At 60.5% G+C, this 20,939-nt stretch carries 19 protein-coding genes and 1 pseudogene; 11 read left to right on the top strand and 9 right to left on the bottom strand.

Annotation, left to right across the window (positions count from 1 at the left end; genetic code table 11):
* Nucleotides 1-27: 27 nt before the first annotated feature.
* A complete protein-coding gene (locus OEG84_RS14075) occupies nt 28-957 on the bottom strand; it encodes an AEC family transporter (RefSeq protein ID WP_267654327.1) in 930 nt (309 codons plus the stop codon).
* A gap of 354 nt (nt 958-1,311) precedes the next feature.
* Between OEG84_RS14075 and otnI the strand changes: the two genes are divergently transcribed.
* The gene (otnI, locus tag OEG84_RS14070; protein ID WP_267654326.1) at nt 1,312-2,091 is read left to right on the top strand and encodes a 2-oxo-tetronate isomerase; all 780 of its coding nucleotides are present in this window, start codon (nt 1,312-1,314) and stop codon (nt 2,089-2,091) included.
* A gap of 14 nt (nt 2,092-2,105) precedes the next feature.
* Here otnI and OEG84_RS14065 read toward each other — a convergent pair whose 3' ends face one another.
* Nucleotides 2,106-3,305 carry an MFS transporter gene (locus OEG84_RS14065; RefSeq protein ID WP_267654325.1) on the bottom strand — a complete coding sequence of 400 codons (1,200 nt, stop codon included), beginning with the start codon at nt 3,303-3,305 and terminating at the stop codon, nt 2,106-2,108.
* A gap of 313 nt (nt 3,306-3,618) precedes the next feature.
* Here OEG84_RS14065 and OEG84_RS14060 point away from each other — a divergent pair, with 313 nt between their 5' ends.
* Nucleotides 3,619-4,545, top strand: coding sequence for a fatty acid desaturase (locus tag OEG84_RS14060; protein ID WP_324288207.1), 927 nt, complete (start codon nt 3,619-3,621; stop codon nt 4,543-4,545).
* A 254-nt stretch (nt 4,546-4,799) separates the two neighbouring features.
* On the top strand, nt 4,800-5,009 hold the full coding sequence (locus tag OEG84_RS14055) for a cold-shock protein (RefSeq protein ID WP_267654323.1): 210 nt from the start codon (nt 4,800-4,802) through the stop codon (nt 5,007-5,009).
* 543 nt (nt 5,010-5,552) lie between these two features.
* Here OEG84_RS14055 and rpmF read toward each other — a convergent pair.
* From rpmF to mtgA, 3 genes are all read right to left on the bottom strand, one after another.
* Nucleotides 5,553-5,738, bottom strand: coding sequence for a 50S ribosomal protein L32 (rpmF, locus tag OEG84_RS14050; RefSeq protein ID WP_267654322.1), 186 nt, complete (start codon nt 5,736-5,738; stop codon nt 5,553-5,555).
* Nucleotides 5,739-5,943: 205 nt separating this feature from the next.
* Entirely contained in the window at nt 5,944-6,591 is a 648-nt protein-coding gene (locus OEG84_RS14045) for a glutathione S-transferase family protein (RefSeq protein ID WP_267654321.1), read from the bottom strand.
* Nucleotides 6,592-6,708: 117 nt separating this feature from the next.
* Nucleotides 6,709-7,455, bottom strand: a complete 747-nt coding sequence (mtgA, locus tag OEG84_RS14040; RefSeq protein ID WP_267654320.1) for a monofunctional biosynthetic peptidoglycan transglycosylase — start codon at nt 7,453-7,455, stop codon at nt 6,709-6,711.
* Nucleotides 7,456-7,615: 160 nt separating this feature from the next.
* On the opposite strand from mtgA, the gene OEG84_RS14035 reads away from it, so the two are divergent.
* Together OEG84_RS14035 and OEG84_RS14030 are read left to right on the top strand one after the other, a co-directional pair.
* Nucleotides 7,616-8,533, top strand: coding sequence for a polyprenyl synthetase family protein (locus tag OEG84_RS14035; protein WP_267654319.1), 918 nt, complete (start codon nt 7,616-7,618; stop codon nt 8,531-8,533).
* A gap of 231 nt (nt 8,534-8,764) precedes the next feature.
* Nucleotides 8,765-11,257: a hybrid sensor histidine kinase/response regulator gene (locus tag OEG84_RS14030; RefSeq protein WP_267654318.1), complete on the top strand. Its 2,493-nt coding sequence runs from the start codon at nt 8,765-8,767 to the stop codon at nt 11,255-11,257.
* Nucleotides 11,258-11,318: 61 nt separating this feature from the next.
* Here the strand turns inward: OEG84_RS14030 and ispG are convergent, their stop codons facing one another.
* Complete coding sequence (gene ispG, locus OEG84_RS14025) at nt 11,319-12,560, bottom strand: flavodoxin-dependent (E)-4-hydroxy-3-methylbut-2-enyl-diphosphate synthase (protein WP_267654317.1); 1,242 nt, start codon at nt 12,558-12,560, stop codon at nt 11,319-11,321.
* A 104-nt stretch (nt 12,561-12,664) separates the two neighbouring features.
* The gene (locus OEG84_RS14020) at nt 12,665-13,108 is read right to left on the bottom strand and encodes a TspO/MBR family protein (protein ID WP_267654316.1); all 444 of its coding nucleotides are present in this window, start codon (nt 13,106-13,108) and stop codon (nt 12,665-12,667) included.
* A gap of 257 nt (nt 13,109-13,365) precedes the next feature.
* Here OEG84_RS14020 and OEG84_RS14015 point away from each other — a divergent pair, with 257 nt between their 5' ends.
* Nucleotides 13,366-14,151 (top strand): DUF2189 domain-containing protein, encoded by a 786-nt coding sequence (locus OEG84_RS14015; RefSeq protein WP_267654315.1) that lies wholly within the window; start codon nt 13,366-13,368, stop codon nt 14,149-14,151.
* Nucleotides 14,152-14,186: 35 nt separating this feature from the next.
* On the opposite strand, the gene OEG84_RS14010 is transcribed toward OEG84_RS14015, so the two are convergent.
* A complete protein-coding gene (locus tag OEG84_RS14010) occupies nt 14,187-14,516 on the bottom strand; it encodes an ArsR/SmtB family transcription factor (RefSeq protein WP_267654314.1) in 330 nt (109 codons plus the stop codon).
* Nucleotides 14,517-14,604: 88 nt separating this feature from the next.
* Nucleotides 14,605-15,450 (bottom strand): MurR/RpiR family transcriptional regulator, encoded by an 846-nt coding sequence (locus OEG84_RS14005; protein WP_267654313.1) that lies wholly within the window; start codon nt 15,448-15,450, stop codon nt 14,605-14,607.
* Between the two features lie 141 nt (nt 15,451-15,591).
* Between OEG84_RS14005 and OEG84_RS14000 the strand changes: the two genes are divergently transcribed.
* The 5 genes and pseudogenes from OEG84_RS14000 (at nt 15,592) to OEG84_RS13980 (ending at nt 20,938) form a co-directional block, all read left to right on the top strand.
* The gene (locus OEG84_RS14000) at nt 15,592-16,374 is read left to right on the top strand and encodes an N-formylglutamate amidohydrolase (RefSeq protein WP_267654312.1); all 783 of its coding nucleotides are present in this window, start codon (nt 15,592-15,594) and stop codon (nt 16,372-16,374) included.
* Between the two features lie 63 nt (nt 16,375-16,437).
* Nucleotides 16,438-16,965, top strand: a complete 528-nt coding sequence (locus OEG84_RS13995) for a TRAP transporter small permease subunit (RefSeq protein ID WP_267654311.1) — start codon at nt 16,438-16,440, stop codon at nt 16,963-16,965.
* Nucleotides 16,962-18,296 (top strand): TRAP transporter large permease, encoded by a 1,335-nt coding sequence (locus OEG84_RS13990; RefSeq protein WP_267654310.1) that lies wholly within the window; start codon nt 16,962-16,964, stop codon nt 18,294-18,296. Before OEG84_RS13995 ends, OEG84_RS13990 begins: the two co-directional genes overlap by 4 nt.
* Nucleotides 18,297-18,339: 43 nt before the next feature.
* Nucleotides 18,340-19,393: pseudogene (locus tag OEG84_RS13985) on the top strand (TRAP transporter substrate-binding protein).
* Nucleotides 19,394-19,573: 180 nt separating this feature from the next.
* Nucleotides 19,574-20,938, top strand: a complete 1,365-nt coding sequence (locus OEG84_RS13980) for a glutamine synthetase family protein (RefSeq protein ID WP_267656187.1) — start codon at nt 19,574-19,576, stop codon at nt 20,936-20,938.
* Nucleotide 20,939: the final 1 nt, after the last annotated feature.

Raw genomic sequence — 20,939 nt, 5'->3', positions numbered from 1 at the left:
GGCTTGTTCCCTCGTCTTTAGAAAGAGTCAGAGCGCGAGCCATGTGGTCAGGCCGATCAGCACCAGCGGGATTGCCACCAGTGCTATAACCGTCTGCGCTGCGGTAATGCCGGCCATCAAGGGGGCGTCGCCGCCAAGTTGTCGTGACAGGATATAGGCCGATGATGCCGTCGGCAGAACCTGGAACAAAAGTGCCGTGGTCAGGGCTGGGCCCTTCAAACCGATCAGAATTGCAGCAATGGCGGCGACCGCGGGCATTGCCAGAAACTTGAAGGTGGAGGCAAAAGCGACCGGCTTGAGCCATTGCTGTGCGGTGCTGAAATTCAGGGCAGCGCCAACGCAGAGCAGGCCGAGTGGCAGCGACGCGGCGCCCAGAGTCCGCATTGCCGGGCCAAGCCCGGGCGGAATGCCGAGCCCGAGCATCTGGAAGGCAATGCCGCTGAGCGAGGCGACCACCAGCGGGTTGACCGCGATCTGCTTGAGGACGCCGATGCCGGTCAATTTCGCCGATCCGTGCTTGGCGAAGATCAGAACGCAGAGAATGTTGACGGTGGGGACAAGGGCGGCATTGCAGATGGCGGCCAGCGCGATGCCCTTGGCGCCAAACAGGCCAGCGGCCAGCGTCACCCCGACATAGTTGTTGAAGCGCACACTGCCCTGAAACACCGAGGTGAAGGCCGGGCCGTCTACGCTGAGCAATGTCCGTGTCATCACAACCAGTCCGGCAACAGCGAGCGTCGACAGGATCAAGGTCAACGCCAGGTCCACGACCGGCAGTGCATCCAGTTGGGCGGTGGCGAGACCGTGGAAAAACAGGCTGGGCAGCAGAACGTAATAACTCAGCCGTTCCGCCTGGGACCAGAAACCGTCGTCGAGAAAGCCTCGCTGGCGTAGCAGCGTCCCGAAGCCGATCAGCAGCACGACCGGAATCAGCGCCAGCAATACCTCCGCGGTCATGGCCGAGGTCTCCTGGTCTGTTCGCTTTTGCGAGCTGTGGTCGTGGTATCGGCGCCAGCTAATCCGTCGGGGCAGGGCAGGTCCTTGGTGGGATATGTCGGGGTGTTGGCGGTGGTCATCGGCTTTCCATCGAAGGGGAACGGGGGCAGCTCTAGCAAGGCTGGCGACCAAGTTGAAATGCCTAATTCGTTTCGGTTGATAAGATAAATTGATGTGTGGGGCGATGAGAGTCACGGGTAGGCAAGGCGGCACCAAACATGGCTGCCTTTGGCGATGCCAGATTTGACAAGGCAGGCCTGAACAGGCTCAAGGGAGAGACGCCGACTGTGTGGTGCAAATCAGGAGGAACGCCGGGTGCCGCATTTTGCTGCAAATCTGTCGATGATGTTCACCGAGCATGGTTTCCTTGACCGGTTCCAGGCTGCGGCCGATGCCGGGTTTGATGCCGTCGAGTTCCAGTTTCCCTACGAGTTCCGAGCTGCCGATATAGCCGCGCGCAGCACTGCGGCAGGCGTGGAGGTGGTGTTGTTCAATCTGCCGCCCGGTGATTGGGAGGCCGGCGAGCGGGGGCTGGCGGCGCTGCCCGGGCGCCGCGCGGCGTTCGATCAATCGGTCGGCACCGGGCTTGACTATGCCGCTGCGCTCGGTACGAAACGGTTGCATGTGATGGCCGGGATCGGCAACCCGGCCGATGCGGCTACGGATGCAGCCTATGTCGTGTCACTCAATCATGCAGCTGATGCAGCGGCTGAAGCCGGCGTCATGCTGATGATCGAACCGATCAACGGCCGCGACATGCCGGGATATTTCCTCAATGACTTTGATCAGGCGGTGGCGCTGATTGACAGGCTCGGCCGGCCCAACATCGCACTGCAATTTGACATCTATCACCGACAGATTCTGCAGGGCGATGTGCTATCCGGGCTTGAGCAGTTGCTGCCTGTCATCGGCCACGTCCAGATCGCGTCGGTGCCGGGGCGCAATGAGCCGGGATCGGGAGAACTGGACGATTTTCTGGTTCTCGCAGCGCTCGACCGGCTCGGATACCGCGGTCTTGTCGGGTGCGAATACCGGCCCGCCGGATCCACGCTTGCAGGGCTTGGATGGCGGGAGCGGCTGGCGTCAGGTTCATAGATGGTTGAATTCCGTCAACCTGGCGTCATGTCGGCATGGCGGGTCAACCGCGAGAAAGCCAGCGCCACGACAATCAGCACAGGCAAAGCCAGATAGATCAGTGCGAATCCGGTATGCTCGGCGATGAAGCCGATGATCGACGGCGCGACCAATATTCCGGAATAACCCATGAAGGTGACTACCGAAATTGCCAGGCCCTGAGGCAGGCCTGGCAGGTTCCCGGCCGCCGAGAAGGCGATCGGAACCATGTTGGCAAGCCCCAGCCCGGTTAGCGCGAAGCCGACGATGGCCCATTCCGGCGAGGGCGCAAGCCCGGCCGCGATCAGCCCGATGATCGCCAGAACGGATGAGACCCGGAAGGTTCTCACCGCGCCAAACCGATCGCGCACGATATCGCCGAGAAAGCGCATCAGTGCCATGGCGGCGGAGAATGCGCCAAAGGCTAGCCCGGAGAGCGCAGGGCTGGCGCCCAGTTCCTGACGCAAATAGAGCGCGCCCCAGTCGAGGATGGCGCCCTCGGGCGTCATCGCGAACAGGCAGATCACGCCGGTCAGCCACACTGTTGCGCCGGCCGAGAACAGGCTGCGCCCGACGCCTGGAGCGTGTGAACCGGCCAGCGGCTGGGTGTGTGCTTGTGGCGGGTCGGCGAGAAGGCGCGGCCAGGCGAGAGCGACGGCCATTATCGCGAATGCGGTTACCGCCAGTGCATGCATCAGCGTGCCGTATTCGGCGATGATCACGCCACCAAGTGCGGCGCCGAACACGCCGCCCAGGCTCCAGAAGCCATGGCAGGACGACATGATGGCGCGCCGTTCGTGCTTTTCGACCTCGACTGCGTTGGCGTTCATCGCCACATCCATGCCACCGACCATGCCGCCCAGAATGAATAATGCCACCGCGGCCGACCAGATCGCCGGCGCCAGTGTGACCAGCAGCAGGCTCGGCGCCGCCAGTACCGCCATCAGCCGAACTACCTGGCGGGATCCGGCCCGTGCAATTGCCACGCCGACGAGCACCATGGCGCAGAGCGATCCGATGCCGAATGCCAGGATCATCAGTCCCAAGTCGCTTTCGTCGAGGCTCAGCCGCGTTGCGAATTCGGGGATCTTTGGCGCCCAGCTTCCCACCAGGAACCCGTTTGCGAGGAACATCATGGATACCGCAAGGCGGTTGCGGGTGAGGACCGGCGCTGCGGTTGTTGAGGAAAGTGACATGCTGCACCTGTGGCTAAATCGATTGAAGCAGATAGCTACAGACAACCGCGGTTGTGGTAAAGTACGGATGGTTCTTTGCCCGGGGCGACGATCTGGCACATCGGGATATTTGAATGGCGAGGCAGAAAAAGGTGCCGTTTGCGGCGCTGACGTGGTAAGTCCGCGCAACTGGGAGTGCCGGATGGGCAGAATGCCCACGGCTGAGCAAATAATCAGGAGAATATGAATGGCGACTGGAACCGCACGGGAATGGGTTCGACGATTGCAGCCGTACCGGATGCCAAGTGACCGGCGAAGCGCCTTTGAAACGATCTTGACCCTCGGTCTGCTGATCTCGATCTGGGCGCTTATGTGGTATGCGCTGTCGTTCAGCATCGTGCTGGCGCTGGCGCTGTCGATTCCGGCCGCGCTGATGATGGTGCGGCTGTTCATCATCCAGCATGATTGCGGACATGGATCGATGTTCTCCACCGCCAAGTGGAACGACCGGATCGGCCGGGCGCTGGGTGTGATCACGCTGACGCCTTATGACTATTGGCGTCGATCGCATGCCATCCACCATGCCGGATCGGGCAACCTTGATCGCCGCGGCGTGGGCGACATCGATACGTTGACAGTGGCCGAATACCTGGCGTTGTCGCGCGTCGGCCGGCTGAAATACCGGCTTTACCGGCATCCGCTGGTGATGTTCGGGATTGGACCAGCGTTTATCTTCATGCTGGAACACCGCTTGCCGGTGGCCGCACTCAAGGATGGAGTTATGTCCTGGACCAGTGTGATGATCACCAATCTGGCAATTGCGGCCATGTGGATCGGGCTGGGCATGCTGGTCGGTTTCAAGGCGTTCCTGATCATTCATCTGCCGATCATGCTGATCGGCGCCTCGATCGGGGTCTGGATGTTTTATGTCCAGCACCAGTTCAATCCGACCCATTGGGATCATGCGCCGGAGTGGGAGCGGGAATTTGCGGCCCTGCACGGGAGCTCGTTTTACGATCTGCCGCGGCCGTTGATGTGGGTGACCGGCAATATCGGCATCCATCATGTGCACCATCTTTCAAGCCGGATTCCGTTCTACCGGCTGCCGCAAGTGCTCAAGGATTTCCCCGAACTTGCCAGTATCGGCCGGTTGACCTTGTGGGAGAGCTTCCGCTGCGTGCCGCTGACGCTGTGGGATGAAGAGCGCCGCCGGCTTGTGCCGTTCCGTTCGGTGCACGGCCGGATGGCCGCTGCTGCCTGATGAAACTGCCATTCCGGCGCCACGCAGCCCAGTGGCCGCAACGTCGGAATGGCTCATTTGCGCTTTCGCTTGTGTTGAAGTCAGAAAGTGTGTAAGGATAGCCTATCGATTTTGACCGGACGACTTGGTCGCGGACCGCCGGAGGCGGGCAGACGCTCAACACTTCACGTAAAATTCGATGACGAACGCCTGCGCCGAGCGCTTTGAAGAGCGCTTGCGCTGGCAACTACATTCATGGACACAAAGGACCTTCCATGCAAACCGGTACAGTCAAATTCTACAATGATCAAAAGGGCTTCGGCTTCATCGCTCCGGACGACGGCAGCAAGGACGTTTTCGTCCATGCAACCGCTCTTGAACGCGCTGGCATGCGCGGTCTGGCCGAAGGCCAGAAGGTGTCGTTCGACACCGCCGAAGATCGTCGCACCGGCAAGACCGCCGTTTCGACCATTCAGGCTGCCTGAATAAAACAAGAAAGCATCGGCTGGCTTGGCTGGCCGTTGTGATCAGATCACGCCCGGGAACTTCGGTTTCCGGGCGTTTTTTGTGGGCGCGCGCATTTTGACGATGGTGGGGATGGATGTCGACCTGTCCGCATAAGCCCCCACAGCTGGCCCAGGAGAGGCGACGGCACACTGCCGCTCCCGCGGCGGAGGTGAGGCCCCGCGCAGAGATGCAGCCCGCCGTGTGCTCCGCCATCCGTTTCAGGTCTGACGCTGTCGTTTGGGAGTTGCGCAGTCAACTTAACGCGTCTGGGGCGCCTCACCGCATTTGGTTCATGCCATATGCGACGCCCACACGGATGCATTTGAACGCAGTCAGGATGAACCCCCTGACGCGGGGTGCTGCCAGTGGAGTGGATTTTTCAAACCGTACAAACACGAAAACAGCCGGCCCCGAAGGACCGGCTTGCAGATTCCGGAATTGGCAAAGAAGCCAGTGCGCGTCGTTAGCTGCGGAACCGGCTCAGGCGGCCGGAACGCAGGCGACGGGCGAGATCACTCAGATCAGGCGGATTCTTTTGGCGTCAGGACCTGGCGGCCGCGATACATGCCTGTCTTCAGGTCGATGTGGTGCGGACGGCGCAGTTCGCCCGAATCCTTGTCTTCGACATAGATCGGGGCCTTGAGGGCGTCGGCGGAACGGCGCATGCCGCGCTTGGAAGGGGTAGTTTTACGCTTTGGAACAGCCATGACGAACTCCAGTTCAACATACAGACATGATCAACGAACGACCCGAGGGGCCGAAATTGACACATGCCGATTTCGGAAATTTGCCGGGCTTATACATGGCATTTCCGGATTTGACCAGCATCGTGCCGCATTTTTTTGAGCCCGTCCGGTGTCATAGGCCAGCCCCCCCGACTGCGCAATGGCGCATCATCGGCGTCTGAGCCGGTCAGGCCTCGTCTTCTTCGACGATCCACGGTTCGGCGCGGCCAGCTGCTTCCCATTCCTGCCACGCCGGGAGCGCCTTCATGCGCGCCATGTAGCCGGCTGAAGCCTGAGTGGTCTCAAAGCCATAGACATCGAGACGATTGACCACAGGGGCATACATGGCGTCGGCAATGGAAAAATTGCCAAGCAGAAACGGCCCGCCGGTTTCGGCGAGGCACTCATCCCACAGCGACTGGATGCGAGCCGCGTCGGCGTCGATGGCAGCGGTCGTGGCAATTGCAGCGCGGGGTCTGCGCATGTTCATCGGGCAAGCGGAGCGAAGCGCTGAAAACGAGGAGATCATCTCCAGGCTGACCGCCATTGCCCGGCTGCGTCGGGCGTTGTCGTCGGGCCACAAGCCCGAGGCCGGGTTTGCGCGGGAGACGTGATCGAGGATCGCCAGCGATTCCCAGATGGTGACGCCATCGTCAATGAGAACCGGGACCTTGCCGGTGGGGGAGAATTTCACGAACGCCGGGTTGCCATTGCCCATGTCGAAAGGCACCAGCCTTTCCTCAAAGGCGATACCCGCCATGCGCATGCCGATCCAGGGTCGGAATGACCAGGAGGAATAGTTCTTGTTGCCGATATAGAGGATAGGGTCGGGCATGGTTCAGCGCTTTCGATGGTGGTTTCGATAGCGCCTCGTATTTTATGAATGCGTGGCGCTGTCACAGAGTGCGATGTTCGCATGGGCATCGGCGGCGAAAAGCCAATTTGGCTTAACTCAGTCATAAAGACATTTGATGTAAGCGCCGGATTGTTTGGCCCGGCCTTCGATAACACGGGCCAGCTTCTGCATGCTGCGCGACGGGTTGGCCGCGTTGCGCTTGATCGGATTGGGCAGGGTGACGGCCAGCCGCGCCGCCTGCCGGGCTGAAAGCTTGGCTGCGGAAACACCAAAATAGGCTTGCGCAGCGGCTTCGATGCCATAAACGCCGGGGGCCCATTCGGCGATGTTGAGATAGATCTCCATCAACCGCCGCTTCGACCAGACGACATCGATCCACAGCGCAAGCGGGATTTCCAGCGCCTTGCGCAGCACCGACCGGGTGGAGGGCAGAAACAGGTTCTTGGCGGTTTGCATCGGGATGGTGCTGGCGCCACGCGTCGCTTCGCCGTCAAGCGCGTCGTCAATGACGAGATTGAGCGCCTTCCAGTCGACGCCGGAGTGGGTGCAGAACTGCCCGTCCTCCGACATCATCACCGATTGCACCAGAACCGGGGCGATGGCGTCGAAGGAGACCCATTGCCGTTCATAAGAACGGCCGGCGGCATTTTCCGCCAGCATCAGCGTTGAAACCGGATGGATCTGCGGCAGGGCATAGAGCGGAATCAGCAGATAGGGCAGACCCACCAGCAGTACGATGATCAGCACAAACCATGTGATTAGCCGCCTGAAAAGCGAACGTCGCTGCGGGCCGCTGCCATTGCGGCCGTTTTTTGCGGTCTTGGAATGACTTGTCTTGGCCAACTGGGGTTCCTGCGCGCGTTTCGGCGTCAATGACGGCTGTTGACCGATGTCTTTAGCGGTCCTGACGGCGCAAGACCAGACTGCCGTACCGCGGATTTTATGGCGAGGAAGGCACAAACAAACCGTTGCCGCACAGAAGACGGCATGGCAAGAGACCGGCATGGATCAGGTTGGCAAAGACAGTTTCAATAATCGGCTGGATGGCGCGGCAGCACGGGTGGCGGCCCTGCTGGAGTTGATGTTGCGGGAAACGCCGCTCAAGGGTGAGATTGCCCGCCCGGAGCGCCTGATCTCCGCCATGCGCCATGGTGTTCTCAACGGCGGCAAGCGGATTCGCCCGTTCCTGGTGCTGGAGACCGCCCGCCTGCTGGGGGCGCCGGAAGACGCTGCCTTGCGCGTGGCCGCATCGCTTGAATGTATCCACTGCTATTCGCTGATTCATGATGATTTGCCGGCGATGGACGACGACGATTTGCGGCGCGGCCAACCCACGGTGCATGTCGCGTTTGACGAGGCGACGGCGATCTTGGCCGGCGACGGGTTGTTGACGCTGGCCTTCGACATTCTCTCGGCCCCCGAAACCGCGCTGCCGGACACGACCCGGCTGGCGCTGGTCAACCAGTTGGCGCGAGCGGCGGGGGTTGGCGGCATGGTCGGCGGGCAAGCGCTTGATCTTCAGGCCGAGCGGGTTGCGCCGGACGAAGCCGGCATTGTGCGGCTGCAGGCGATGAAGACCGGCGCTTTGCTGCGTTATGCCTGTGCCGCCGGTGCCATTGCCGCACAAGCAGACGCGGAAAGCCTGGCGCGGATGACGCGGTTTGGCGAGATTGTCGGTCTGGCGTTTCAACTGGCCGATGATCTGCTGGACGTGACCTCGGATGCGGCGACGTTGGGCAAGGCGGCCGGGAAGGACGCAGGCCGCGGCAAGGGGACGCTGGTGTCACTGCACGGGGTGGATGTGGCGCGACAGCGGCTTGATGGGCTTGTGGAAGAGGCGACGCTGCTGATGCAGCCCTATGGCGCCGCGGCCGGGACGCTGGTCGAGGCTGCCGGTTTCATAGCCAATCGCGACCGTTAAATCGCCGCGCGGCCACCCGAATAGACAAAAATCGCATTAAGGCTTTGATTTAATGCATGTCCGTTTATCGTTCCATGAATTGGTCTGAGCGGGTCCTGCATTTGTAGCCGCGGGATTCTCATGGACGCCGGTAGTGATTGGCGATGAAAATCGCGTCCGTCACCCCTACCCTCCATACGTGTTTATTAACCAACTAAAGGCAAAATCCGTCAAAATGGATGTTGCCGGACCATGACAGATACACTTGACGATCAGGCTGAGACAGCCACAGCACGCCGAACCATCATTGCCTTGCGCATTGGCTATATTGTTTCGCTATCGGCGATTGCGATCATCTGGATTTTCTTTTTTGTCGAGCAGATCGCTCACAATGAAGAGATTCAGCAGATTGGCGCGCTGTCGGAATCCTTTGCTGAAGTCGATCATGGAATGCGGGCCATCGCCGATCGCAGCAACCGGCTGGCGCAGACCTATGTCGATTACGCAAACTCTGTCGATCCGAGGCTTTCCAATCTGACACTGGCCGAAAAAAATAAGGTGCGCGATACGTTGGCGGTGGATCCCGACATCATTTCGGCGGTTTCGAGCTTGCGCTACCGGTTGGAAAGGACTCGTTGGAAGCTCAAGGCGCTGAAGGACGCCTGGGCTGAAGCGCCTGTGGGCCTGATCCACAAAATCCAGTCAAACTCGCGGTACATGACCAATTCCGATCCATTTCTCAATCATGCCCAGATGCTCGAGGCAAAACGTCTCGATGCGGCGCGGACCAAAAAGGATATGTACTGGACCGGGCGCGAAACCGACGCGCTCTATCAGGGCGTGGTCGAGCCGTCGAATCTGTATGTGCAGGAACAGTTCCGCGATTACCTCGCCGGCCTGTCGCTAGCCCAGGGCAAGTTGCTGCAGCACTACCTGACGGCAACCATGGTGGTTCTGATGGTGGTCGGGCTTGGCATTTTCCTGCCGATCGACATCATGATCCACAAGATGATCAATCGGCTGCAGGAAAAGCGTCGTGAGATCGATGCCGCGCTGACAAAGGCGCAGGCTGCGGATCGGGCAAAATCCGAGTTTCTGGCGACCATGAGCCATGAAATACGCACACCGATGAACGGCGTGCTCGGCATGGCCGAATTGTTGACACGGACCGAGCTTGATACGCGGCAGCGCACCTTTACCGACGTGATCCTCAAGTCCGGAAATGCGCTGCTCGAGATCATCAATGATATTCTGGATTTTTCCAAGATCGATGCCGGACAGATGGTCTTGTGCCCGAAATCTTTTAACCTTGTCGATACGGTCGAGGATGTGGCGACATTGATGTCGTCGAGGGTGGTCGAGAAGGACATCGAATTGGTGGTCCGGATTGCGCCGGGACTGCCGGATCAGTTGATCGGCGACCCGGGTCGGCTTCGCCAGATTCTGACCAATCTGGTTGGCAATGCGGTCAAGTTCACCGAAAAAGGCCATGTGATGGTCGAGATCAACTGGGCCGAAGTCGACAGCTCCGGCGGCGATCGGCGGTTGGCTATCTCGGTTGCTGTGCGTGATACCGGGATCGGCATTCCCGCCGACAAGATTGAGGCCATTTTCGACAAGTTCAGCCAGGTTGACGGCTCGTCGACCCGCAAGCACGAGGGCACCGGGCTTGGCCTGGCGATTGCCACGCGACTGGTCGACCTGATGGGCGGACAGCTGGCGGCCGTAAGCACGCCCGACGAGGGCTCCACCTTCAGCTTCACGGTGGAGATGGATGTGCATGGTGGCGACAGTGTCGCCAAGGTTTCGACGGCCGACGAGCTTACCGGTCGGCGCGTGCTGGTGATAGACGACAACTCCATCAACCGCATGATCCTGACCGAGCAGATGCGTGACTGGGGGTACGACTGCGTGGCAGTGGAAAGCGGCGAGATCGGACTCAACCTGCTGCGGCATGCGCGGGCTAATCATGGCATCGGCATTGATCTGGTGGTGCTTGATTTCCAGATGCCGGTCCTGTCGGGGGCGGAAGTTGCGCGGGCGATCCGCGCCGACCCGCTGATTGCCGACACACCGATTCTGGTGCTCTCGTCGATCGATCAGGCAGACCAGCTGGAATCGCTCAACCATCTGGACATTTTCGCGCAATTGACCAAGCCGGTGCGTACCGCACAATTACGGCAGACGGTACAGGCAGCGCTGCGGCAGACGCAGCCGGGCGGAGACGGCGCTGGCGCGGATGTAGCGACGGTGGTCGAGGCGCCGACCGCATCGCCGGCTGCACCGGTTTTAGCAACGACAATTGTCGCGCCGGAACCATCGCAGAGAAGTGCACCACTGATTTTGGTGGCCGAGGACAACCACATCAATCAGATCGTCTTCCAGCAATCGCTGGATGGGCTCGGCCTGGCCCAGAAGCTCGCGGTCAACGGGCGCGAAGCCGTGCGCCTGTGGGCGGAACTGCGTCCGACCCTGGTGTTGATGGATGTGTCGATGCCCGAACTCAGTGGCCTTGAAGCCACCGCCGAGATCCGCGCGATCGAAGCCCGCGAAGGGCTGTCACCGACGCCGATCATCGCGGTGACCGCGCATTCGCTGAAGGGTGACGAGGACCGGTGTCTGGCCGCCGGGATGGACGATTATCTCTCCAAGCCTATTTCACCGGAAAAGCTCGGTGCGATGATCGAGCGCTGGCTGCCCGGCGCCCTGGAGAATGCCGATAATGCCTATCGCGCGGCGCATTGACAGGCGCCGCGGGCTGATTTGAGATGCCAGCGTTGGACCCCGGACCCCGGTCGTGGCTGGTTCAGTCGCCTTGGCCGAAGCGCTTTTCGATGTAATTGGCGACCATGACCTGGAAATCCTCGGCGATTTTCGGGCCCCGCAGCGTTCCGGCCTTCTTGCCGTCGATGAAAACCGGGGCCGCCGGGCTTTCGCCGGTTCCGGGCAGAGATATGCCGATATCGGCATGTTTGGATTCACCGGGGCCATTGACGATGCAGCCCATGACGGCGACCTGCAGGCCTTCGACGCCGGGATACTTGTCGCGCCAGACCGGCATGTTGCGCCTTAGATCATCCTCGATGGCGCGGGCGAGTTCCTGAAACACGGTCGATGTGGTGCGGCCGCAACCGGGGCAGGCGGCGACCACCGGCAGGAACTGCCGGAAGCCCATGACCTGCAACAATTCCTGGGCGACGATAACTTCGCGGGTGCGGTCGCCGCCCGGTTCAGGGGTCAGCGACACACGGATCGTATCGCCGACGCCGGCCTGCAGGATGATGCCCATGGCGGCGGAGGAAGCGACGATGCCCTTCGAGCCCATGCCGGCCTCGGTCAGACCCAGATGCAGGGCATGGTCAGAGCGGCGGGCCAGTTCGGTGTAGACCGCGATCAGGTCCTGCACCTGGCTGACCTTGGCTGACAGGATAATGCGGTTGCGGGCCAGACCGGTTTCCTCGGCGAGTTTGGCTGAAAGCAGCGCCGACTGGATGATCGCTTCGCGGGTGACGTCGCGGGCGCTCAGCGGTGATCCTTCGGCGTGGTTCTGGTCCATCAGCCGGGTCAGCAGCACCTGATCGAGTGAACCCCAGTTGACGCCGATCCGCACCGGCTTGTCATAGCGGATCGCCATTTCGACGATTTCGACGAATTGCCGGTCCTTCTTGTCCTTGAAGCCGACATTGCCCGGATTGATCCGGTATTTGGCCAATGCTTCGGCGCAGGCCGGGTGATCGGCCAGCAGCTTGTGGCCGATGTAGTGAAAATCACCGACAAGCGGCACGTCGAGGCCGAGCCGCTCAAGCCGCTCCCGGATCTTCGGTACGGCTGCGGCGCTCTCGTCGCGGTCGACGGTGATGCGGACGATTTCGGAGCCAGCACGGTGAAGGGCAGCGACCTGAGCCACAGTGCCGTCGACATCGGCGGTGTCGGTGTTGGTCATCGATTGCACCACCACCGGGGCGCCACCGCCAACAATAACACCGCCGACATCGACGGCGACGCTTGAGCGACGGGCCTGCGGGACAATGAAGGGGGAAATGGTCATGGGCGGCCTCGGGTTGCAGTTTGCCTAAGGTGCGAAGCCTTGGGCTGGTCACTTCCTAAAACGGTAACTGGTCAATTGGAAGGAGTTTGATGGCGACGGACTAGTCAAACCGGGTTGAGCAGCCAGACCGCACGATTGAGTGCGGCGGCGGTGATCACCCACGCCGCGTAAGGCACAAATAACAGGGCTGCCAGCTGTGAGACCGTGCTGGCCATGGCGATATAGGCGAGAATGGCAAGCAGTAGCAGGCAGATGTCGACGAAAGCCAGGTCCATGCGGTGACGCCCGAAAAACAGCCATGACCAGGCGCCGTTAAAGATCAGCTGCAAAAGCCAGAGCGCCATGGCGATGCTGATCCCGCTTGCTTGCCAGACCAACCATCCGGAGATGGCGATGGCAATGTAAAGAATGGTCCAGACCAATGGAAAAGCCCAGTTCGGCGGGGTCCATGCAGGACGGCGCAAGCCCTGATACCATGCGCCGGGCTTGAAGAAGACGCCGCTCGATGCGGTTGCAACCACAAGCACGGTAATGACGATGGCGGACATTTGATGTTCCCCGGACGGCAGTGGCAGGATATGGCGAAGCTGCTGCGTTGCGCAGACTCGCCGATCTCCCGTCAAAGGTAGTGTGGCGGCGCAGATTTGCCAGTAGCTCCAATGGGTGGCTGTCTGCTTTTGAGGGCAATGCCGGTCCTTCGTTCGGCCGGGGTCTGCAGGGGTGACGCTTGATCAGGATCATTGCCGGAATGCACCATCGTCGGCAAAAGCAGGATGTGAGTTGTGGGGAAGAGAGGGAGGATGACATGACCAACGTCACGTCAGGGGTGGGAAGTGGGGCGCCGCCGATCCGCGAGGTTTCGCTGGCCGATGTAAGCGCCAGCCTTGCCGATGGCTGGGCGGATTTTCGCGCGCATCCGGGCTTCGGACTGTTTTTTGGCGGGATCTACATGGTCGGCGGATGGCTGATCCTGGCGTTTCTCAACCGGGTCGGTGCGCCGTGGATGATCATTCCGTTGGCAATCGGCTTCCCGCTGCTGGGGCCATTTGTGGCAGTCGGGCTCTATGAAGTGAGCCGACGGCGCCGGGCTGGCGAGCCGGTCACCCGCAAAGGAGTTCTGGCCCAGGTGTTTTATCAGCGTGAACGCCAGCTTGGCTGGATGGCCTTTGTGGTGATGTTCATTTTCTGGGTCTGGGTCTATCAGGTGCGGCTGCTGTTCGCGCTGTTTTTGGGGTTCAAGTCGTTTTCCAGCTGGGATGCATTTGTGCAGATCGTGCTGTCGACGCCGGAAGGGTGGGGGTTCCTGATCGTGGGCACCATTGTTGGTGCCTTTTTGGCCTGTGTGCTGTTTTCAACAACGGTGATCGCCTTGCCGATGCTGGCCGAGCGGGAGGTGGATTTCGTCACCGCGATGATCACCAGCGTCGCCGCGGTGGTCAAGAATCCGGTGCCAATGCTGGCGTTCGGCTTCATCGTCGGGCTGGCCACGCTTGTCGCGCTGCTGCCGGCCTTTGTTGGGTTGCTGGTGATCCTGCCGGTGCTTGGGCACGCGACCTGGCACCTCTACCGGCGCGTATCTGCGCCCGTTTGAGCGTGTCCATCTGAGAACATTCGTCGGGTAGGGGATCAGGAGCAGGAAATCTGGCGGATCACCGGCTGGCACAGCGTCGGGTTGCCGCCGCAGCAATCTTCCAGCAGGAAGCCGAGCAGACCGCTGATGCCGTCATGATCAGCGTGATAGCGCACGGTACGGCCGTCACGCACGCGGCGTACCAGACCGGCCTTCAACAAGATGCCGAGATTGGTCGACATTGTGTTCTGGCGGACACCGAGGCGTTCACCGATTTCACCAGAGGCAAGTCCCTCTGGGCCAGCCGATACCAGCAGCCGGAACACGGCGAGCCGGGTTTCCTGACCAAGGGCTGCGAAGGCATCAAGGGCGCGCTGCTGATCCATATTCAATGGGTATTGGATAGGTCCGGTTTGCGCAAGACGGTGACGGCGCGCAGCGGCAGCGATTGTCGCCCTGAATGTCGCTGCGGGATCACCGCTGTGGCGGGTTGTTCCAGTGAATATCCTCAAGCGTCTGCATGCGGGTACGGGCGGACGAGGACTGGGCCCGCGAGACCCGGTCGATCAGCGCTTCGGCCAGAGCCAGCAGGGTAACACTGGAATCCCAGGTACGGTTGGCATCAACGACGCAGGGCAGCACCACCCGGGCGGAGCGGGCGATCGGTGACAGCCACGGGTCGGTTATCAGCAGGATGCGGGCCTTGCGCTCGACCATCAATTCACCCAGCCGGACAAGATCGGCCTGATAGCGGCGGATATCGAAAAGCACTGCTACGTCTCCGGGACGGACATCGAGCAACTGGTCGCGCCATGTCGATGTCTGACCGCTGAAATGCCTGACATTGGGACGGATGATCGTAAGGTGTGCGGCCATGTAAGCAGCGATTGTATCGGTGAAGCGACCGCCCAGGAAATAGCAGGTCGATTTGTGATCGGAGAGCAGTTCACAGGCCGCCTCGAATTCGCTCTCCGTGATTGCTTTCAGAGTAGCCTCGAGATTGGCGGAGATCACCGAAAAACTGGCCTTGAGTGCAGGATTGTCGGCTGCCGGCGCCGAGCTGCGGGCGCGTTCGAGCGGCGACATCAATTGTGCCTGCACGTCCTTGCGCAGCACCCGCTGGAATTCCGGATAGGAGTCGAAGCCGAGCCGGGAAACGAACCGCAACACCGTGGGCGCGCTGGTTCCGGCAAGGGCTGCGAGTTCGGCGATGGTTGAAAGCCCGATGCTGGGATAATTGGCAAGGAAAGCGTGGGCGACCTTCTTTTCCGCGCCCGGCAGCGTGCCCAAAGCTGCCTGCACCTGTTCGCGTATGGCCATTTCCGGTTCCCGATCTGTTGATTCCAAATATGTAATAAAAATTACAGGATTGACAGGGAGCACACAATACTAATCAATGTTACGCAAGCGGCCGGCACAGGCCGCAGGTTATCGGGAACAGTTATCAAGGTGCGAGACCGCATGCTGATCGATCCTTCAGAAGGTCCTGTCTTTGCCGTTCACCGTGAAAACGGGGCGAGCGATGTGGTGCTGGTCTGCGAACACGCGGCACATACCATTCCGCGCAAGCTGGGCACGCTTGGGCTGGAAGAAGCCACCCTGAAAAGCCATATCGGCTGGGACCCTGGCGCGGCCAATGTTGCCGAACGGCTCTCCGAAATTCTCGACGCGCCGCTGGTGATGCAGCGGTTTTCGCGGTTGGTCTATGATTGCAACCGCCCGCCCGAAGCCGCTGACGCTTATCCCGAACGCAGTGAGATTTATTCGGTTCCAGGTAATCAGAACCTGAGCGAAGAGGACCGTGCATGCCGGGCCGAGGCGCTCTATCACCCGTTTCATAATGCGATTGATGCTCTCATCGACAGCCGTCTGAGCGTGGGCCGGCGGGTTGTTCTGGTCACCGTGCATTCCTTCACCCCGGTCTATTTCGGCAAACCGCGCGATGGATTGCTCGGTATTCTGCACGACGCGGATAGCCGGCTTGCCGATGCGATGCTTGCGGCAGTTGCAAAGGAGAAGCTCGAAGGCGTGCGGCGAAACTATCCCTATGGTGCCGACGACGGCGTCACGCACACCCTCAAGCGGCATGGCCTGGCCCGGCAAATCGCCAATGTGATGCTGGAAATCCGCAATGACCTGATTGCCGATGCGCCTGGTCAAGAGCTCTGGGCGGACCGGATCGCCAGGCTGCTTCGCACCGCACTTTCCGATCTCGAAGAACAGGGAGGGCGCCTGCATGCCTGAACTTGCGATGCCTGGAATGGCGACCCGCCTGTGGCAGGTGGTGTGTGAGCGGAGGGGGCAAGCATGAAGCTGGCCGAACGCTATATTCGTGTGGTCGACGCCTTCAACCGTCGTGTCGGCCGGTTTGCGATGTATCTGATCTTCGCGCTGATGGGCGTGCTGTTGTGGTCGTCGGTGAGCAAATATGCCGGGTCGCCAGCGCTGTGGACGCTGGAAATGGCGCAGTTCATCATGGTTGCCTATTACCTTTTGGGCGGGGCCTATTCGATGCAACTGGGCGACCATGTGCGGATGGATCTGGTCTATGCGAGCTGGTCGCCACGGCGCAAGGCGGCGGTTGATGCGGTGACCGTGCTGTTCTTGCTGTTTTACCTTTGCGTGCTGCTCTACGGCGCGGTTTCCAGCACCACCTATGCCATCGAATATGGCGAGCGCGCCCACTCGGTGTGGCGGCCCTATATGTGGCCGGTCAAGCTTATCGGCGGCATCGGCATCTTCTTGATGCTGTTGCAGACATTTGCCGAGTTTCTTCGTGACATCCTTTATTTGCGCGGCGTCAGCGTCGACCACCAAAGCGAGGCGGGCCTTTGAGCTACGAACTTATCGCGTTGTTCATGTTTGCCGCCATGATGGCGCTGTTGTTGACCGGGCAACGCGTGTTCGGCGTGATCGGCGCCGTGGCGGTGATCGCGGCGCTGCCGCTGTGGGGTACGGGCGGCGTTGAAATCGCCTTCGCGCAGTCTATCAAGCTGATGAAATGGTATCCGCTGCTCACGCTGCCGATGTTCATTTTCATGGGCTACATGCTTTCCGAAAGCCGCATTGCTGATGATCTTTACCGGATGTTCCATGTCTGGTTCGGACCAGTGCCGGGCGGGCTGGCGATCGGCACCATTCTGCTGATGGTGGTGATTTCGGCAATGAACGGGCTGTCGGTGGCCGGCATGGCGATCGGTGCGACCATTGCGTTGCCGGAACTTCTGCGCCGCGGCTACGACAAGGTGATGATCACCGGGGTGATCCAGGGGGGATCCAGTCTGGGGATCCTGATACCGCCTTCGGTGGTGCTGGTGCTTTATGGCATGATCGCCCGGCAGCCGGTCAGCCAGCTGTGGCTGGCGGGGGTATTTCCGGGGCTGCTGATGGCCGGCCTGTTCATTCTCTACATTGCGGTGCGCTGCAAGCTGCAGCCGCATCTGGGGCCGCCGCTCTCAAAAGCAGAACGCGATGCCATCACTTGGAGTGAACGGATAAGCCTGCTGCGTGCCGGCATCCTGCCCTTCATGATCTTCTTCCTGATGAACGGCCTGTTCCTGATGGGCTACACCAGCCTGGTGGAAAGCTCGGCGGTTGGCGCGCTGGCCTCGATGCTGGCTGCGATCATCAAGCGGCGTTTGACCCGCGAGGTGTTTGAAAACACGGTGCGCAAGACGCTCGGCATTTCCTGCATGTTCATGTGGATCATTCTGGCGGCATTGTGCTTTGGCGCGGTGTTTGACGGGCTCGGCGCAGTGCGCGCCATCGAGGATTTCTTCCTCGGCCAACTCGGGCTTGAGCCGTGGCATGTGCTGATCCTGATGCAGCTGAGTTTTTTGCTGATGGGCACCTTTCTTGATGATACGGCAATGCTGGTGATCGTCGCACCGCTCTACGTGCCGCTGGTCAAGATATTGGGGTTCGATCTGGTGTGGTACGGCATCCTTTATACGATCACCTGCCAGATCGCCTACATGACGCCGCCGTTCGGCTACAATCTGTTCCTGATGCGGGCTATGGCGCCGCCGGAAATCACGATTCGTCATATCTACCAGTCTGTTATTCCCTTCGTCGCGGTCATGCTGCTCACCTTGGTGATCGTGATGATGTTCCCGGAGCTGGCCTTGTGGTTGCCGCAGCAGTTCCAGGGCAAATTACGAGGCTGACATGAGCAGATCCTAAGAAGATGAAACCGAAAAGGAGAACAGCATGAGCAATATCAAGAGGCGTCAATTTCTCACCAAGGCCGGCGTTGCTGCCGGCGCGGCGGCCGGAACAGCCCTCGCGGCGCCTGCCGCGATTGCACAGGAACCGATCCGCTGGCGTATGCAGACCTATGCCGGGGCGGCCCTGGGCCAGTTTGTAACCCAGCCCTTCGTCGATGCCTTCAACAAGGCGGCCAATGGCGAGATGGTGATCGAGCTGTTCTTCGCCGACCAGATCGTGCCGACCGGCGAATTGTTCCGTGCCATGCAGGCTGGCACCATTGATGCCGTCCACTCGGACGATGATCTCGATGGCATCGCCCGTCGAAGTGGGTTTGTTCGGCGGCTATTTCCCGTTCGCCACCCGCTCGATTCTCGATGTGCCGGTGCTGTTCCAGCAATACGGCCTGGGCGATATCTGGCGCGAAGCCTATTCCGGAACTGGCGTTGTCTGGCTTTCGGCAGCTGGCCAGGACCCGTGCAACTTCAACACCAAGAAGGAAATCACCAGCGTTGCCGATCTCGACGGTCTGAAGCTCTACACGTTCCCGACGGCCGGTCGCTTCCTGACCCAGTTCGGTGTGGTGCCGCTGTCAATTCCCTACGAGGACGCCGAAGTTGCGGTGCAGACCGGCGAGCTCGACGGCATGTCCTGGTCGGGGATCACCGAGGACTACACTGTCGGCTGGGCCAATGTGACCGATTACTTCCTGACCAACAATATCTCCGGCGCCTGGATCGGTTCGTGGTTTGCCAACGAGGAAAAGTGGAACGAGTTGCCCGACCATCTCAAGGCGCTCTACATGTCCTGCATGGAAGCCAGCCACACGTTCCGCAACCAGTGGTATTGGGGTGGGGAAGCCAAGCTGCGCGCCACCGGCGACAAGCTTAAGCTCCGCTCGGTTCCGGCCAAGGACTGGAAGCAGGTCGAAGATGCTGCCATCAAGTTCTGGGATGAAATCGGCGCGGAAAGCGAAACCAAGGCCAAGGTGATCTCGATCTTCAAGGATTACAACAAGGTCATCAACGGTGCCGGGTTCCCCTACGGCGAAAGCTGAGGCAACGCGCCTTTGAAATCTCCGCCTCCCGGCTCGTCCGGGGGCGGTTTGCCGCAGTGCCGCCGGGCGCCAGTCATGCCAGCATCGGACCACTGCACCTTCTCGATGTCGCGTGTGCCGCTTCAGATCGTTTCTGGAATGAGACAATGCGCGCTTACCGCCTATCAGGATCAGATTGCCATGGCCGGAAACCTTACATTCGACGAGCTGAAATCCGCCGCGCGCTCCGGCGATATCGACACGGTGCTGGTGTGCTGTGTCGACATGCAGGGGCGGCTGATGGGCAAGCGGTTTCATGTCCAGAATTTCATCGATTCAAGCCATCAGGAGACCCATTGCTGCAACTACATGCTGGCAACCGATCTCGAGATGGCGACCCCGGATGGCTATGCCACCACCAGTTGGCGGGCGGGCTACGGCGATTACGTGATGAAGCCCGACCTTTCCACCATGCGCCGCGTGCCGTGGCTGGACGGCACGGCGATGGTGTTGTGCGATCTGCTTGATCACAAGACCCACAAACCGGTGCCGCAGTCACCGCGGCAGATTCTCAAGGTCCAGATCGCCCGGCTCAAGGAGTTGGGCTACGAGGCAATGATGGCCACCGAGCTTGAGTTTTTCCTGTTCGAGCAGAGCTTTCGCGAGCTCGCCCAATCGGGCTATCGCGAGCTGACGCCAATCAGCGCCTACAATGAGGACTACCACATTCTCCAGACCACCAAGGAAGAGGGCATCATGCGCCCGGTGCGCAATCACCTGTTTGCTGCCGGCATTCCGATCGAGAATTCCAAGGGTGAGGCCGAGACCGGCCAGGAAGAGCTCAATATCCGCTATGCCGAAGCGCTCGATTGCGCCGATCACCACACGATTGCCAAGCATGCGGTCAAGGAAATTGCCTGGGCGCAGGGCCGGTCGGTGACTTTTCTGCCGAAATGGCACCCCAAGAAGGTCGGTTCGTCGTCGCATGTGCACATGTCGCTGTGGAGCGGCAAGACCCCGGTTTTCCGCGACGAGAGCGGTGAATACGGCATGTCGGAGCTGATGCGCCATTTCATGGCGGGCCTGATTGAATATGCGTCCGACTACACCTGGTTCATGGCGCCCTATGTCAACAGCTACAAGCGCTTCATGAAGGGCAGCTTCGCGCCGACCCGCACGGTCTGGTCGGTTGACAACCGCACCGCCGGCTTCCGCCTTTGCGGCGAAGGCAGCAAGGCGGTCCGCGTTGAATGCCGCATCGGCGGCTCGGACATGAACCCGTATCTTGCCCAGGCCGCCCTGCTCGCCGCGGGTATCAGGGGAATCGAGGACAAGCTGAAACTGGCGCCACCGACCGGCGGCGACATCTACGAGAACGCGGAGGCCCGGCACATTCCCTCGACGCTGCGAGCGTCCACTGAGACCTTGCGCAGTTCGAAAATGCTGCGTGAAGCCATGGGTGATGACGTGATTGATCACTATGTACGCTGCGCCGAATGGGAGCAGGAAGAATTCGACAAGGCTGTGACCGACTGGGAAATTGCGCGCGGCTTTGAACGGGCGTAAG

Source organism: Hoeflea algicola (assembly GCF_026619415.1).
In the GTDB taxonomy this organism is placed as follows: Bacteria; Pseudomonadota; Alphaproteobacteria; order Rhizobiales; family Rhizobiaceae; genus Hoeflea; species Hoeflea algicola.
This window is presented reverse-complemented; position numbering and strand designations above follow the sequence as displayed.